This is a genomic window from Aeromonas sp. OTU364 (genome assembly GCF_038440395.1).
GTDB lineage: Bacteria > Pseudomonadota > Gammaproteobacteria > Enterobacterales > Aeromonadaceae > Aeromonas.
This window is the reverse complement of sequence record NZ_JASATR010000016.1, coordinates 59,640-73,964: the sequence shown is the minus strand read 5'-3', so window position 1 is coordinate 73,964 and position 14,325 is coordinate 59,640. Positions and strand designations below refer to the sequence as shown.

Below are 14,325 nucleotides of genomic sequence, written 5' to 3'. Positions count from 1 at the left end.
AATCTGAAAGCCCTGGGCCTGGGTCCGGAGGTGGCGCCATGACTCGGTCTAACCGCTTCCTGCCCTATACCCGCTGGCCTGAAGAGCTGGCCCAGCAGTACCGCGCCAAGGGTTACTGGCGCGGCGAGCCGCTGACCGCCATGCTGGCGCGTCAGTGCGGGCTGGCCCCCGACGCCGAGGCGATCCTCTGCGGCGAGCGCCGCTTCAGCTATGGCGAGCTGGATGCCGCCTCGAGTCGGCTGGCCGCAAATCTGGCCCGCCACGGCCTGGGGATAGGGGATACCGCCCTGGTGCAGCTCCCCAACGTGGCCGAGTTCTATCTGGTGTTCTTCGCCCTGCTCAAGGCCGGCATAGCGCCGGTCAACGCGCTCTTTAGCCACAATAGGCTGGAGCTTGCCGCCTACGCAGAGCAGATCACACCGCGCCTCTTTATCGGCTCCACCGGGCATCCGCTCTTTGCCGAGAACCCCCGTCAGAGCGAATTGCTGCAGACGATGGGCGCCGAACTGGTGCTGCTGGATGGGGAGGCGGGTGAGCTGAGCCTGGCCCATTGGCTAGGGGAACTGGATACCGATGGCGCAGCATCTCCCGCCTTTGGCCCGACCCCGGCGGACGAGGTGGCCTTCTTCCAGCTCTCCGGCGGCAGCACAGGCACTCCCAAGCTCATCCCGCGCACCCACGACGACTACCTGTACAGCGTGCGCCGCAGCAACGAAATCTGTGAATTGGGGCCCCATACCCGCTATCTGTGCGCCCTGCCGGCCCCCCACAACTTCCCCCTGAGCTCCCCGGGTGCCCTGGGGGTGTTCGAGGCGGGCGGCACCGTGGTGCTCGCACCCGATCCCAGCCCCATCAGCTGTTTCCCGCTGATCGCCCGCCACCGGGTCAACCTCACCTCGCTGGTGCCGCCGGCGGTCTCCCTCTGGCTGCAGGCCGCGGAAGCGGATCCCACTGCGCGCACCCAACTCGAGAGCCTCGACTTGCTGCAAGTGGGCGGCGCCAAGCTGGGGGAGGCGGTGGCCAGCAAGATAGAGCCGCTGCTCGGCTGCCGGCTGCAGCAGGTGTTCGGCATGGCGGAGGGGCTGGTCAACTACACCCGGCTGGACGACCCCGACGAGAAGGTCATTCACACCCAGGGTCGCCCCATGAGCCCGGACGACGAGGTGCGCATCCTCGATGAGGCGGGCAACCCGGTCGCCCCCGGCCAGCCTGGCGCCCTGCACACCCGCGGCCCCTATACCTTCCGCGGTTACTTCCAGAGCCCGGCCCACAACGCCCGGGTGTTCGATGCCGAGGGCTTCTACTGCTCCGGCGATCTGGTGGTACAGGATGCCGATGGCTACCTCACCGTGGTAGGGCGACAGAAGGATCAGATCAACCGGGGCGGCGAGAAGATCGCGGCGGAGGAGGTGGAAAACCAGCTGCTGCACCACCCGGCCATCACCCATGCGGCCCTGGTCTCCATGCCCGACAGCGCCATGGGGGAGAAGAGCTGCGCCTTTATCGTCACCACAGAGCCGGGTCTCAAGGCGCTGGCCTTGCGCAAGTTTCTGCGCGAGCGCGGGGTGGCGGACTTCAAGCTGCCCGACCGTTTCGAAACCCTGGACGCCCTGCCCATGACGGCGGTGGGCAAGATTGACAAGCAGGGGCTGCGGGCGCGCATTGCGCACGCCATCGCCGCCAACCAGTCCCTGACAACAGCATAAAACTAAAAAGGAATCATGACGTTATGGCTATCCCAACCCTGAACAATTACGCCATGCCCAGCCAGTGGAAGGCCAACAAGGTCGACTGGTCTCTGAGCCCCAAACGCGCCGCCCTGCTGATCCACGACATGCAGGAGTACTTCACCGCCTTCTACGGCGAAAACAGCCCGCTGATCGCGGCCCTGACCGAGCACCTGGCCGCCGTGCGCAAGCAGTGCAAGGCCCTCGGCATTCCGGTCTTCTACACCGCCCAGCCCAAGGATCAATCCCCCGAAGATCGCGCCCTGCTCAACGACATGTGGGGCCCGGGGCTCAACAAACGGCCCGAGCAACAGCAGGTGGTGGCCGCGCTGCGCCCGGAGCGGGACGACACCGTGCTGGTCAAGTGGCGTTACAGTGCCTTCCAGCGCTCCGAGCTCGAGCAGATGCTCAAAGAGCTGGGGCGGGATCAGCTGATCATCGGCGGCATCTACGGCCATATCGGTTGCATGATGACCGCCTGCGACGCCTTCATGCGCGATATCCAGCCCTTCTTCCTGGCGGACGGGGTGGCGGACTTCTCCCTGGCCGACCACCAGATGGCGCTCGACTACGTGGCGACCCGCTGCGGCAAGGTGATCCGCTGCGAGGAGGTGCTGGCCCTTGCGCCGGTTGCCGCTTCTGCCGTCCAGACCAATCCGTTGCTGACGTATGAGGGGCTCAAGGCGCGGCTGCTGAGCCATATCGACGAGGACGAAGATGAGTTTGACCCTGACGAGAATCTCATCGACTACGGTCTGGATTCGGTGCGGATCATGGCCCTGCTCACCGAGTGGCGCGCCGCCGGGGTGGAGCTCGGCTTCGTGGATCTCGCCAAGCTGCCGACCCTCAACGGCTGGTGGCGCCTCATTGAGGCCAAGCTGGCAGCCCAGGCGCTGGAGGTGACCCCATGAACCGCTTCCCCTTGACCATCCCCCAGCAGGGGCTCTGGTCCGGACATCTGCTCAATGACGACAAGGCGATGTTCAACACCGCCGAGTGCATTGCCTTCGACGGCAAGGTCGAGGCGGCCGTGCTGGCCGCAGCCCTTGCCAAGGCGGTGGGGGAGTGCGAGGCACTCAAGGGCCACTTCGAAGACGATAAGAAGGCGGTCTGCTTCGTCCCGGCCGATCTGCCCCTGGCCTATGACGAGGTCTCCCTCGAGCGCGATGACGAGACGCTGGCCCGCGCCTGGGCCTGGGCCGATCTGCGCCGCCCGTTCGAGTTGACCCAAGAAGCGCCCTGCCGTTTCGCCCTGCTGCGCGGCCCCGGCCGCGATTACCTCTACAGCTGCGTTCACCACATCGCCCTCGATGGCTTTGGCACCACCTTGCTGTTCCAGCGCATCGCCGAGCTGTATGCAGAGGGGCTGGCCGGTGAGATGAACTCCCCATCCCCCTTCGGTTCGTTGGCGGAGGTGCTGGCGGAAGAGGCGAGCCGTGAGCAGAGTGGCAAGAACTCCGCCGCTCGCGCCTTCTGGCAGGAGCAGCTGCAAGGCTGGCCCGAGGTGCGCTCCTTCAGCGAATCCCGAGCCCCCATCGCGGCCGAATTTATCCGCGAGAGCCGTCCGCTGCCGGCGGCACTGTGGCAATCCCTGACCGGCTTTGCCGACGAGCACAAGCTGGGCTGGCCCGATCTGCTGCTGGCCGGCCTCTCGGCCCAGCTGTCGCTGTCGAGCGGCCAGGGCCAGACCCTGCTCGGCCTGATGATGATGAACCGCATCGGCTCGGCGTCGCTGACCGTGCCCTGCATGCAGATGAACATTACCCCGCTGGCGCTGACACTGGGTGAAGAACTGGATCTGGCGGGAGCCGCCGGCGCCGTGGCCAAGGCCAAGCGCGGGGTGCGCAAACACCAGCACTACCGCTACGAGCTGCTGCGCCGCGACCTTGGCCTGGTGGGGGGCGACAAGCGCCTGTTCGGCCCCCTGGTCAACATCATGCCGTTCGATCACGCTCGCCGCTTCGGGCCGCTATCTGCCCATATTCTCAACATCAGCGCCGGCCCGGTGGAGGATCTCACCATAGAGGTGCAGGTCGGCGTCGATGGCCAGCCACGCCTGGATCTGGACGCCAACCCCGGCTGCTACTGTCAGGCGGATCTGGCAGCCATCGCCGATACCCTGTTTGCCCTGCTGGGCCGCTGGCTGGCCGAGCCCGCCCAGACCCTGGGTGCGCTCAAGGCCGACTGGCTGGCCGAGCAGCGAGCCAGCGCCCTGATCGCTGGCCTCGCCCATGAAGCTCTCCAGGTGCGGCCGGTGCTGGAGGCGCTCTGCCACTTCGCCGCCCAGACCCCGGACAAGATCGCGCTGGAGCAGGGAGAGGCCCGCTTCAGTTACGAGGCGCTGCTGGCCCGATCCGAACAGATGGCGGCCGCCCTGCAGGCCGAAGGCGTCGTCCCCGGCGACAAGGTGGGAGTCATGCTGGCCCGCACCCCCCAGGCCATCTTCGCCCAGCTGGCGGTGCTGCTGGCGGGCGCCGTCTACGTGCCGCTCGATCCCGAGCAGCCGCTGGAGCGTCAGGGCCATATCCTGCGGCTGGGGGAGGTCAAGACCCTGATCACCCAGGCCGAGTACCGTCACAAGCTGGCCAGCCTGTTCGAGGGGCGCACCCTCCTGGCGGGGGATCTGGTGAGCGGCGATCGGCTCAACCAGCCGGCCGCCGGCCGCGCCGTCGCCTACCTGATGTTCACCTCGGGCTCCACCGGTCTGCCCAAGGGGGTGGCGGTCAGCCACGGCGCGCTGGATCACTTCGCCGCCGCCGCCCGCTGCCGCTACCACTTGGGAGAGGGGGCGCGGATGCTGCAATTCGCCCCCTTCAACTTCGACGCCAGCATCGAGGAGGTGTTCGCCACCCTGAGTGCAGGTGCCACCCTGGTGCTGCGCACCGACGCCCTGCTCGAATCCATGCCCGCCTTTGCGGCCGGGGTGGAGCAGATGGGGATCACCCACCTCGACCTGCCCACCGCGTTCTGGAACGAGTGGGTGGTGGCGCTGACGGCGGGTCAGGCCCACATTCCGGCATCCCTTGCCACCGTGATCATTGGCGGCGAGGCGGTCTACCCCGAGCAGCTGGCCCAGTGGCAGCGCCAGGGCCGCGCCGATGTGCGCCTGTTCAACACCTACGGCCCCACCGAAACCACAGTAGTGGTGACCACCCAGGAGCTGCAGCAGGAAGACCCGAGCCAGGCCCAGTTGCCCATCGGCCTGCCGCTGCCCGGCATGAAGGCGCTCATCCTGGGGGCGGGGGATCAACCCGCCAGCGAGGGTGAACTGGTGCTGCTCGGCCCGCAGCTGGCCAACGGCTATGTGGGGGGCGTACAAGGGAGCTTTGGCACCCTGCGGATCGGTGAGGAGGATGTGCCCGTCTATCGCACCGGCGATCGGGTGCGCCTGGTGGCTGGCCGGCTGGTCTACCTCGGTCGGCGCGACAACGAATTCAAGATAAGCGGCTATCGCATCCAGCCCGGCGAGGTGGAGGCCCAGCTGCTGGCCCTGCCGGGGGTGGACGAGGCCTGCGTGCAGGGGGTGAGCATCGGCAGCGTACGCCGGCTGGTGGCCTTCGTGGCGGGGCTGGAGCGCGACAGCCGGGTCATCAAGGCGCAGCTGGCTAGGGTGCTGCCTGCCGCCATGATCCCCACCGACTATCGCCACTATGACCAGCTGCCCCGCACCGGCTCCAACAAGCTGGATCGCAAGGGCCTGCTGGCCGCCTACCAAGCGGGGGGCGAAGCGTTGACCCTTGGCAGCGAGACCGAGAACCGGGTGGGCGCCATCTGGCAGCAGATCCTGGGGCTGGCCACCATGGCGCCCGCCGACAACTTCTTCGAGCTGGGGGGCCAGTCCCTGCAGACCATCCAGATCGTCAACCGGCTCGGCGCCGAGTTCGGGGTGCAGGTCAAGGTCTCCGACGTGTTCGATCACCCGCGCCTCGATGACTTCTGCCGTTTCCTCGACGGCCTGCTTTCCGAGGACGAAGAGAGCGTGGAGATGGTGTGGTGATGAGCAAGGAGCAACAAGCAATGGCCTTTGATTTCACTGGCAAGCGGGTCTGGGTAACCGGGGCCGGGCGCGGCATCGGCCGCGAGGTGGCGACGCAGTTCGTGGCGGCCGGCGCAATCGTGGTGGGGCTGGATCTGGCGTTTCCCGAAGCGGACTACCCCTATGCCACCCGGCTGCTCGATATCGGCGACTCGAAGGCGGTCAACGCCTGCTGCACAGCGCTGCTGGCGGACGGCGGGCTGGATGTGCTGGTGAACGGGGCCGGGGTCTTGCGCCTCGGTTCTACCGAAGTCCTGAGCGATGACGACTGGCACGACTGCATGACGGTCAACGCCAGCGGCGTCTTCTATCTGCTGCGGGCCCTGGTGCCCCACTTCAAGGGGCAGCGGCGCGGTGCCATCGTCACCATCGGCTCCAACGCCGCCCATGTGCCGCGCATGCAGATGGCAGCCTATTGCGCCTCCAAGGCGGCGGTCACCAGCCTGACCCAGACGGTGGGGCTGGAGCTGGCCCCCTTCGGCGTGCGCGCCAACCTGGTGTCGCCGGGCTCGACGGATACCCCCATGCTGCGCGGCATGCTGCCAAGCGAGGAGGCCATGGCCCGTACCATTGCCGGGCTGCCGGAGCAGTTCAAGCTCGGCATCCCCCTGCGCAAGGTGGCCACCCCGGCGGAGATCGCCCATACCGTCCTCTTCCTGGCCTCGGATCTGGCCAGCCACATCACGCTGCAGGATCTGGTCGTCGACGGCGGCGCCACCCTGAGTGCCTGAGGCTTGAGAAACAGATGAACAATATGATTTTGCTGTTGAAACAGCTGGAACGGCAGGGTGTCAAGCTGGCGCTGAACGACAAGGGCCAGCTTATCTCCCAGTCGAGCAAGGAGGCGGTGACGCCGGCCATCGGCGCCACCATCAAGGCCCACAAGGATGAGCTGGTGCGCTGCCTGGCGGCCCGCGCCGCCTTCGAGGCGCCCATTCTTGCGCAACGTGATGCCGAGGGCGCCCTGCAGGGGCCGCTCTCGTCCTCCCAGAGCGGGCTCTGGTTTATCGAGCAGTACGAGGAGGCCTCCCACCTCTACAATATGCCGGTCTATTTTCGCGTGAAGGGAGAGCTGGACACGGCGGCGCTGGAGTTTGCCTTCGACCACCTGTTTGCCCGCCACCCCAGCATGCGTACCCGCTTTATCAAGGACGAGGCGGGCAGGGGGGCGCAGGAGATCCTGCCCCACACGCCCTTCAAGTTGCAGATTGAGGACGTGAGCGCAGAGCCCATTGCCGAGCGTGAGGCCTATGTGGCCCGCCGGGTGCGCGAGGAGATAGGGCGTCCCTTCTCCCTGACCCTGGGGGATCTCAGCCGGGTGCACCTGATCCGCCTCGGCAGCCGCGAGCACGTGCTGCTGATCACCCAGCACCACATCATCTCCGACGGCTGGTCGGTCAAGAACATGTTCGCGGATCTCAAGCGCGCCTTTCTTGCCCACCAGAACCGCGAACCCCTGCAGGTGAGCGAGCTGCCGCTCACCTACATCGACTATGCCCGCTGGTTCAACTCGCCGCGCTTTCTCGATTATCACGCCGAGTTCAAGCCGTTCTGGGTCGACCGGCTCGGTGGCAGCCCGGAGGTGCACGGTCTGCCGCTCGACAAGCCGCGCCCGGCCCATCAGGACAGTGGCGGCGAGCTGGTCTTCTCCACCATAGACAACGCGCTGTGGGATAGCTTCAAGCGCCTGTGCCAGCGCCACAGCACCTCCAATTTCATCGGTCTGCACGCCCTGTTTGCCCTGCTGATGGTGCGCCAGAGCGGCGAGAAGGAGGTGGTGATCGGCACCCCGCTCGCCTATCGCGAGCGCCACGAGATCGAGTCCCTGGTGGGCTTTTTCGTCAATACCCTGGTGCTGAGAACCCAGCTGGCAGGGCGGCCCAGCTTTGTCGACTATCTGCAGCAGTGCCGGGAGGAGGATCTGGCGGCCTTCGATCACCAGCTCTACCGCTTCGAGGCGCTGGCCGAGGCCATCGGCGCCGATCGTACCACCGCCATCAACCCCATCTTCCAGATCATGCTGGTCTATCAGGCCAAGGTGGACTTCAACGATCTCATCCCCGGTTGCCAGCTGGTGGAGGAGACCTCGCCGGTGCTGCCGGCCAAGACCGACATCTCGGTCAAGGTGACCGAGCTGATGGACTCCGTCCGGGTAGACTGGCTGTTCGCCACCGCCCTGTTCGAGCGAGAGACCATCCAGGCGCTTGCCGATCGCCTGCTGCACCTGATGCGCGCCGTGGTGGCGGCCCCCGAGACCGACATCTGGCAACTGCCGCTGGAGGCGGGCACCGACCAGGCGGCGATGGCCGCACAGCTTGCCGACTTGCCGCCGGACTACCCGAGCCGCGACACCCTGCTCTGTCATATCGAGCGGCGCGCTATTCAGTTACCGGACGCGCTGGCGGTGAGCGACGGCGCGCAATCGTTGACCTATGGCGAGCTGGAGGTGCGTGCCAACCGGCTGGCCCACTGGCTGCAGGCTCAGGGGGTCACCCCGGGCGCCGCCATCGGCATCCAGGCCAGACGCGATGTCGCCTTCGTCATCGCGCTGCTCGCCTGCTGGAAGGCGGGGGCGGCCTATGTGCCGCTGGACCCGGCCTATCCCGCCGAGCGGCTGGCCCATATCCTCACCGACGCTGGCATCAGCCTGGTGCTGGGGGGCGTGCCGGACCCGCGGCTTGGCGAGGCGCTGGCGGGCACGACTGCCGCGTATCACGACCTGCACCAGTTGGCGCTGGACAAGATGCCAACCAGCACGCCCGCACTGCCTCGAGACGCTGCCATGCTGGCCCAGATCATCTACACCTCCGGCAGCACCGGCCTGCCCAAGGGAGTCATGGTGGAGCAGGGCAGCCTGGTCAATCTGATGGCGGATCACGGTGAGCGCATCGCCCTTGATCAGAATGGCGCCATGTTCAACTGCATGTCCCTCTCGTTCGATGCGGGCAACATGACCAGCTTGCTGCCGCTCTACTGCGGCGCGGCCCTGCACTTCGGCGAGCCGGGCGAGGGGGTGATCGGCGCCGCCATCGCTTGCGGTGCCAGCCATATGATCCTGCCCACGGCGCTGTTGGCGAATCTATTGCCAGCGGCGGATCTCGGTTCCCTCAAGGCCATCGGCTTTGGCGGCGAGGCGTGCCCGAGCAGCCTGGTGGAGCGCTGGGGGGAGCGGGTGGCACTGTTCAACATGTACGGCCCGACCGAGTGTACCGTCACCGCGCTCTGCGCGCGGCTCACCCCGGGGGCGCCCATCACCATAGGTCGACCCGTCAACAACCTGAAGGCGCTGATCCTGGACGAGGCGGGCAACCTCTGCCCGGTGGGGGTGCCCGGCGAGCTCTGCCTGGCGGGGCTGGGGCTGGCCCGCGGCTACCTCAATCTGCCGGAGCGCACCCAGGAGGCCTTTATCGAGCTGGCGCTGGCTGATCGTACCCATCGCCTCTATCGCACCGGCGATCGGGCCCTACTGCGCCGCGACGGCAACATCCAGTATCTGGGCCGGATTGACGAGCAGATCAAGCTGCGGGGCTATCGCATCGAGCCGGGGGAGATAGAGACCCAGATTGCCTCGCTGTGCCCGGCGATGCGCCAGATCAAGGTGGTGGTGCAGGAGGGGCGCCTGCTCGCTTACGCCTGTCTGCAGGCCGGGGAAAACGAGCCCGACGGCGATGCCCTGCTGCAGCGGGCCGGCGAGTGCCTGCCCGAATACATGGTGCCGGCGCGGCTCTGCTGGCTGCCCGAGATGCCGCTCACCCCCAACGGCAAGCTGGACCTGCGCCGCCTGCCCGCCATCGTCTGGCAGCAGAGCAAGGGTGAGCCGCAAAACGCACTGGAGCAGACCGTGCTTGCCATCTGGCAAGGGGTGCTCAAGCAGCCCCTCGGGGTGGAGGATGACTTCTTCCGCTTAGGCGGTGACTCCATCCTCAGCATCCAGCTCACCACCCGGTTGCGGGATGCGGGGCTGCACTGCAGCGTGAAGGACGTGTTCGAAGCCAAGACGGTGCGCCGCCTCTGCCGCCAGCTCGGCCAGCAGCAGGCGGTCAGCCACAGGAGCGAGCAGGGCAGCCTGACCGGCGAGTTCCCGCTCCACCCCATTCAGCACTGGTTCTTCGAGCAGGGCTTTGCCAAGTCCGGTCACTGGAACCAGGGGGTGATACTGCGCCTGCCGGCCGGGGTGGAAGACGAGGCCCTGCGCGGCTGGCTGGATGCCTTGCGCCAGCACCACGATGCCCTGCGCCTGGCGGTGACCCCGGCCGGCCAGCGCTATCTGGCCGAACTGCCATTGCCGCCGCTGCCGACCCTGGAGGCCGGCAGCCTGGATGAGGCCGGGCTGCAGGCCCGCCTGAGCGAGCTGCAGGGAGATTTCGACCCTGCCAGCGGCCATACCCTGGCCTGGGCCCGCCTGCGCAATCTCTCCCTCGAGGGTGAGACGGTGGAGGGGCTCTTCCTCGCCTTCCATCATCTGGTGATCGATGCGGTCTCCTGGCGCATTCTGGCCGAGGATCTCGCTCGGGTGAGCAGGGGCGAGCCGCTGCCCGCCAAGGGCAGCAGCTATCGCCAGTGGGGCGAGGGGCTGGCGGCCTACGCCAAACGGGAAGAGGATCAGATGGGCTTCTGGCTGGCTCAGGGGGCGGGCTGCGAGTCAGGCTTGCTCTCGGCGCAACGTGCCGCCGATGGCCGCGCCGCCGCCAGCCTGCTGCAACTGAGTCAGGAGACCACGGCCCGCCTCATCGACACCGCCAACCAGGCCTACTTCACCCGGGTGCCCGACCTGCTGCTGGCGGCACTGACTCGTACCCTGAGCGAACAGGGTTACGGCAGCCGTCACTGCGTGATGCTGGAAGGGCACGGCCGTGAGGCCATCGATGCCGAACTCGATGTGAGCCGTACCCTGGGCTGGTTCACCAGCACCTATCCGCTGGCGCTGGAGGATGCCGGGGCCTGGGATGGGCTGGTCTGCGCCACCAAGGAGCGGCTGCGCGCCGTGCCGGACAAGGGGGTGGGCTTCAACGCCCTGCGTCTGCACCACCCTCGCGGGCAGGAACTGCCCCAGGCGCTGGTCGTCTTCAACTATCTGGGGGTCAGCCATCAGGGCGAGGCCGCTCAGCCCTGGCAGCCCCTGCCCGTGGCACCGGGGGCACCCACGTCCCCGGACAACCTGCCGCGGGAGCTCATCAGCCTGCACGGGGGCGTGTTTGATGGCCGCCTCACCCTGCGCCAGGTCGGCGCCCTCAACCAGCAAGGGAGCGACGCCCTGATGGCGCGGCTGGCGGACAACCTGACGGCGCTGGTGGAACACTGCTGCACCCGGGCGGCTCCGCGCCACACCCCGAGCGACTTCCCGGGGCTGGGACTCTCCCAAGCTGCGCTGGACCAGGTGCTGGCCGGGCGCGAGGTGGAGACCCTGCTGCCCATGACCTCCTTGCAGCAGAGCATGTTCCATCACAGGGCGCTGGTGCCCGGTGACACGGCCTATCACCTGCAGACCGAGATCGACTATCACCAGCCGCTGGACGTTGCGGTCTACCGTCAGGCCTGGCAGGGGCAGATCGCCCGCTGGCCGGCCCTTCGCAGCGAACTGGTGCTGGCGGACGGGGTCGCGCTGCAGCGCATCATGAAGCGCGCCGAGCTGCCGTTCCACTATGAGGACTTGTCTGAGGTGGGAGATGCGGTGGGAGAGGCAGAGGCACGGATCCAGGCCTATCGGCAGCAGGATCTGGCCCGCCCGATCCCGCTCGAGCAGGCCCCTCTGCTGCGCCTTGCCTGCTTCAAACTGGCCCCCGATCACCACAAGGTTGTCTTCAGCGCCCATCACTGTGTGCTGGATGGCTGGAGCGGACCCGTGTTGCTGGGGGCGCTGCATCGCGGCTATCAGGCGTTGATGAACGGCCTGTTGCCGCAGCGCGATCCGGATACCGCCTGGCTCGAATTTGGCCGCCATATCGCGAGCCAGACCCGCAGCGCCGACGCCTACTGGCAGGGGCGTGGCGAGCTGCTAACAAAGCCTAACGATCTCGCCTGCCTGTTCGGGGTGGCGCTGGATCCCCAGCTGACCCGGCGCCATACCCAGCATCGGCCTGCGGTGTGCGGCCAGCCTCTGGCACCGGCGCTGTCGCGCCAGCTGGAGAGCCGTGCCCGCGATCTTGGCGTGACTGCGGGCTTGCTGGCCCAATATGCCTGGCATCGCCTGCTGGCACGCCGCTCGGGCGATGCCGTCACCCTGGTGGGGAACGTGACCCCGGGCCGGGACTACCCCATCGAGGGGATCACCCAGAGCGTCGGGCTCTATATCAACAGCCTGCCCCTGGCCCTGGCGTGGCGCACCGAGCTGACCCTGGCCGAGCATATCGCCAGGCTGCAGATGGATCTGGTGGCCCTCAACGAGCACGGCACCCAGTCCCTGGCGGCGCTGACCAAAGGCCGGGCGCGCCTGTTCCAGAGCCTGTTCGTGTTCGAGAACTACCCCATGCCGGCGGCCCCTGCCGCCCCCGAGCCCCACCAGCTGGTGCCGCAGTTTGGCGCGGTGGTGGAGAAGGTGGAGCTGCCGCTCTCCCTGGTGGTCAATGCCCGTGGCGGCCAGCTCAACCTGCGCCTCGAGTTCGACGGGGATCAGATCCCCATGGTGCAGGCCGAGGCCGTGCTGGCCGACTGGATAAGAGAGCTGGAATGGCTGGCGCAGGCGAGTCTGGCGCAATCGGCCAGATCCGAGGTGCCGAGTCTGACGACAGAGGTGGCCGCGCGCGCCGCAGGGGCTGAGCCCTGCCCGGCTGACATTCCTGTGGCGGCCCGCTCCCTGGTGGAACTGTGGCAGCGTCATTGCGGTGTGCCAGGGGTCTGGCAGCAGAGCCTGCAGGATCTTGGGGTGGACTCGGTGCAGCAGCTTGCCCTGCTGGCGGCCCTCAATGAGGCCTTTGCCGATGGGCGGGTCCCCCTCACCCTGGGGGATCTCAAGAGATATGGCTCCCCCAGCCGGCTGTTCAACCATTGGCTGGTGCGCCAGCCCGAGGAGGTGCTATGACGATGGCGATAGGCTCAGGCAAGGGGGTGGGCGCCGGGGCCAGGGAGCACTCCCTCGGCTCTCGGCTGGCGGCTTGCCTCGCCGCCACCCCGCTGGCCCCCGCCCTTCGCCTGGGCGTGGGCATGAGTGTGGAAATGGCAGAGACCCGTGATGGTGAAAACGCAGGGCAGTGGCTCAGCTACGGGGCGCTCAATGGGCGGGTCGAGCACGTCGCCGCCCGCCTGCAGGGGCTGGCGGTGGGAGAGCGGGTCGGCCTCTATCTCTCCCGCAGCCCGGATCTGGTGGCCAGCCTGCTGGCTTGCCTGCGGCTCGGCCTCTGCTTCGTGCCGCTCGAACCTGACTTTCCCCTGGAGCGGCTGCAGGGGATAGCCCGCCAGGCCAGGCTCTCGGCGGTGATCTGCGATGAGGAGGCGGGGACCCCGGATTTCGGTTGCCCCCTGCGCCCCCTCAAGGGGCCGGCCCCCGGCGGGGCTCTCTCCTGGCCCAGGGTGGACGACGCCCTGGCGGCCTACATGATGTTCACCTCGGGCTCCACCGGCGAGCCCAAGGGGGTGGTCATCAGCCGCCGGGCCCTGCTCTGTTTCCTCGACGGGATCCGCGAGCGGCTAGGACTCCCCCCGAGTTGCCACTGGCTCTTTATCACCACCCCTGCCTTCGACATCTCCTTGTTGGAGATGCTGGGGCCGCTCTGGGGCGGTGGCAGGCTGACGGTGGCGGGGGGCGAGCACAACAAGGATCCCCTGGGGATGCTGGCCCTGCTGGCGGCAGATCCTTCCATCAACGTCCTGCAGGCCACCCCGGCCTGCTGGCGCATGCTGCTCAAGGCCGGTTGGCAGGGGGGCGATACCCTCACCGCCCTGTGCGGCGGCGAGGCGCTGGATATGGGGCTGGCCGAGCAGCTTTGCGCTCGCACCCGGCGGTTGTGGAACTGCTACGGGCCCACCGAGGCCACCGTCTGGTCCCTGGTGAGCGAGGTGCGCTGGCCACCGGCTGGGGGGCAGATCACCATCAGCCACAGCCTGCCCGGCTATCGCCACTGGGTGCTGGACGAGGCGGGGCAGCAGGTGCTGGAAGGGGAGGTCGGTGAGCTCTGCATCGAGAGCCCGGCCCTGTGCGAGGGGTACTGGCGCAAGCCCGCTCTGACGGCGACCGCCTTCCTGCGCCTGGGGAGCCATCGTCTCTATCGCACCGGCGATAGGGTGCGACTGCTTGGGGCGGACAGCTTCCTCTATCTGGGGCGGCGGGACGATCAAGTCAAGCTGCGGGGCTTTCGCATCGAACTCGGGGAGGTGGAGGCGGGGCTGCGCCGTCAACCCGGGGTGCAGGAGGCGGCGGTGCGCCTGGTGGGCGAGGGGGACGAGGCCATGCTGGTGGGCTATGTGGAGGCGAAAAGCGGGGTGACCCTCCATCGCCTGGCCCTGCGCAAGGGGCTGCAGGCAACGCTCCCTCACTACATGGTGCCGGCGCGACTTATCCTGCTGGATGCCCTGCCCAAGACCGGCAGCGGAAAACTGGACAGAAAGGCGCTGCCCCTGCCGGAGTAG

At 67.7% G+C, this 14,325-nt stretch carries 6 protein-coding genes; all 6 read left to right on the top strand.

Going from position 1 to position 14,325, the window contains the following annotated elements:
* Nucleotides 1–38 precede the first annotated feature (38 nt).
* The 6 genes from AAHB08_RS15630 to AAHB08_RS15605 are packed head-to-tail and all read left to right on the top strand — an operon-like array spanning nucleotide 39 to nucleotide 14,325.
* Nucleotides 39–1,706 (top strand): (2,3-dihydroxybenzoyl)adenylate synthase, encoded by a 1,668-nt coding sequence (locus AAHB08_RS15630; protein ID WP_202045228.1) that lies wholly within the window; start codon nucleotides 39–41, stop codon nucleotides 1,704–1,706.
* Nucleotides 1,707–1,729: 23 nt separating this feature from the next.
* A complete protein-coding gene (gene amoB / locus AAHB08_RS15625) occupies nucleotides 1,730–2,638 on the top strand; it encodes an amonabactin biosynthesis bifunctional protein AmoB (RefSeq protein ID WP_342059434.1) in 909 nt (302 codons plus the stop codon).
* Complete coding sequence (gene amoF, locus AAHB08_RS15620) at nucleotides 2,635–5,724, top strand: amonabactin biosynthesis non-ribosomal peptide synthetase AmoF (RefSeq protein ID WP_342059433.1); 3,090 nt, start codon at nucleotides 2,635–2,637, stop codon at nucleotides 5,722–5,724. The genes amoB and amoF overlap by 4 nt, the downstream gene beginning before the upstream one ends.
* A gap of 20 nt (nucleotides 5,725–5,744) precedes the next feature.
* Nucleotides 5,745–6,494: an amonabactin biosynthesis protein AmoA gene (amoA, locus tag AAHB08_RS15615; protein WP_342059432.1), complete on the top strand. Its 750-nt coding sequence runs from the start codon at nucleotides 5,745–5,747 to the stop codon at nucleotides 6,492–6,494.
* Between the two features lie 14 nt (nucleotides 6,495–6,508).
* Nucleotides 6,509–12,781 carry an amonabactin biosynthesis non-ribosomal peptide synthetase AmoG gene (gene amoG, locus AAHB08_RS15610; protein WP_342059431.1) on the top strand — a complete coding sequence of 2,091 codons (6,273 nt, stop codon included), beginning with the start codon at nucleotides 6,509–6,511 and terminating at the stop codon, nucleotides 12,779–12,781.
* The gene (locus AAHB08_RS15605) at nucleotides 12,778–14,325 is read left to right on the top strand and encodes an amino acid adenylation domain-containing protein (RefSeq protein WP_342059430.1); all 1,548 of its coding nucleotides are present in this window, start codon (nucleotides 12,778–12,780) and stop codon (nucleotides 14,323–14,325) included. The genes amoG and AAHB08_RS15605 overlap by 4 nt, the downstream gene beginning before the upstream one ends.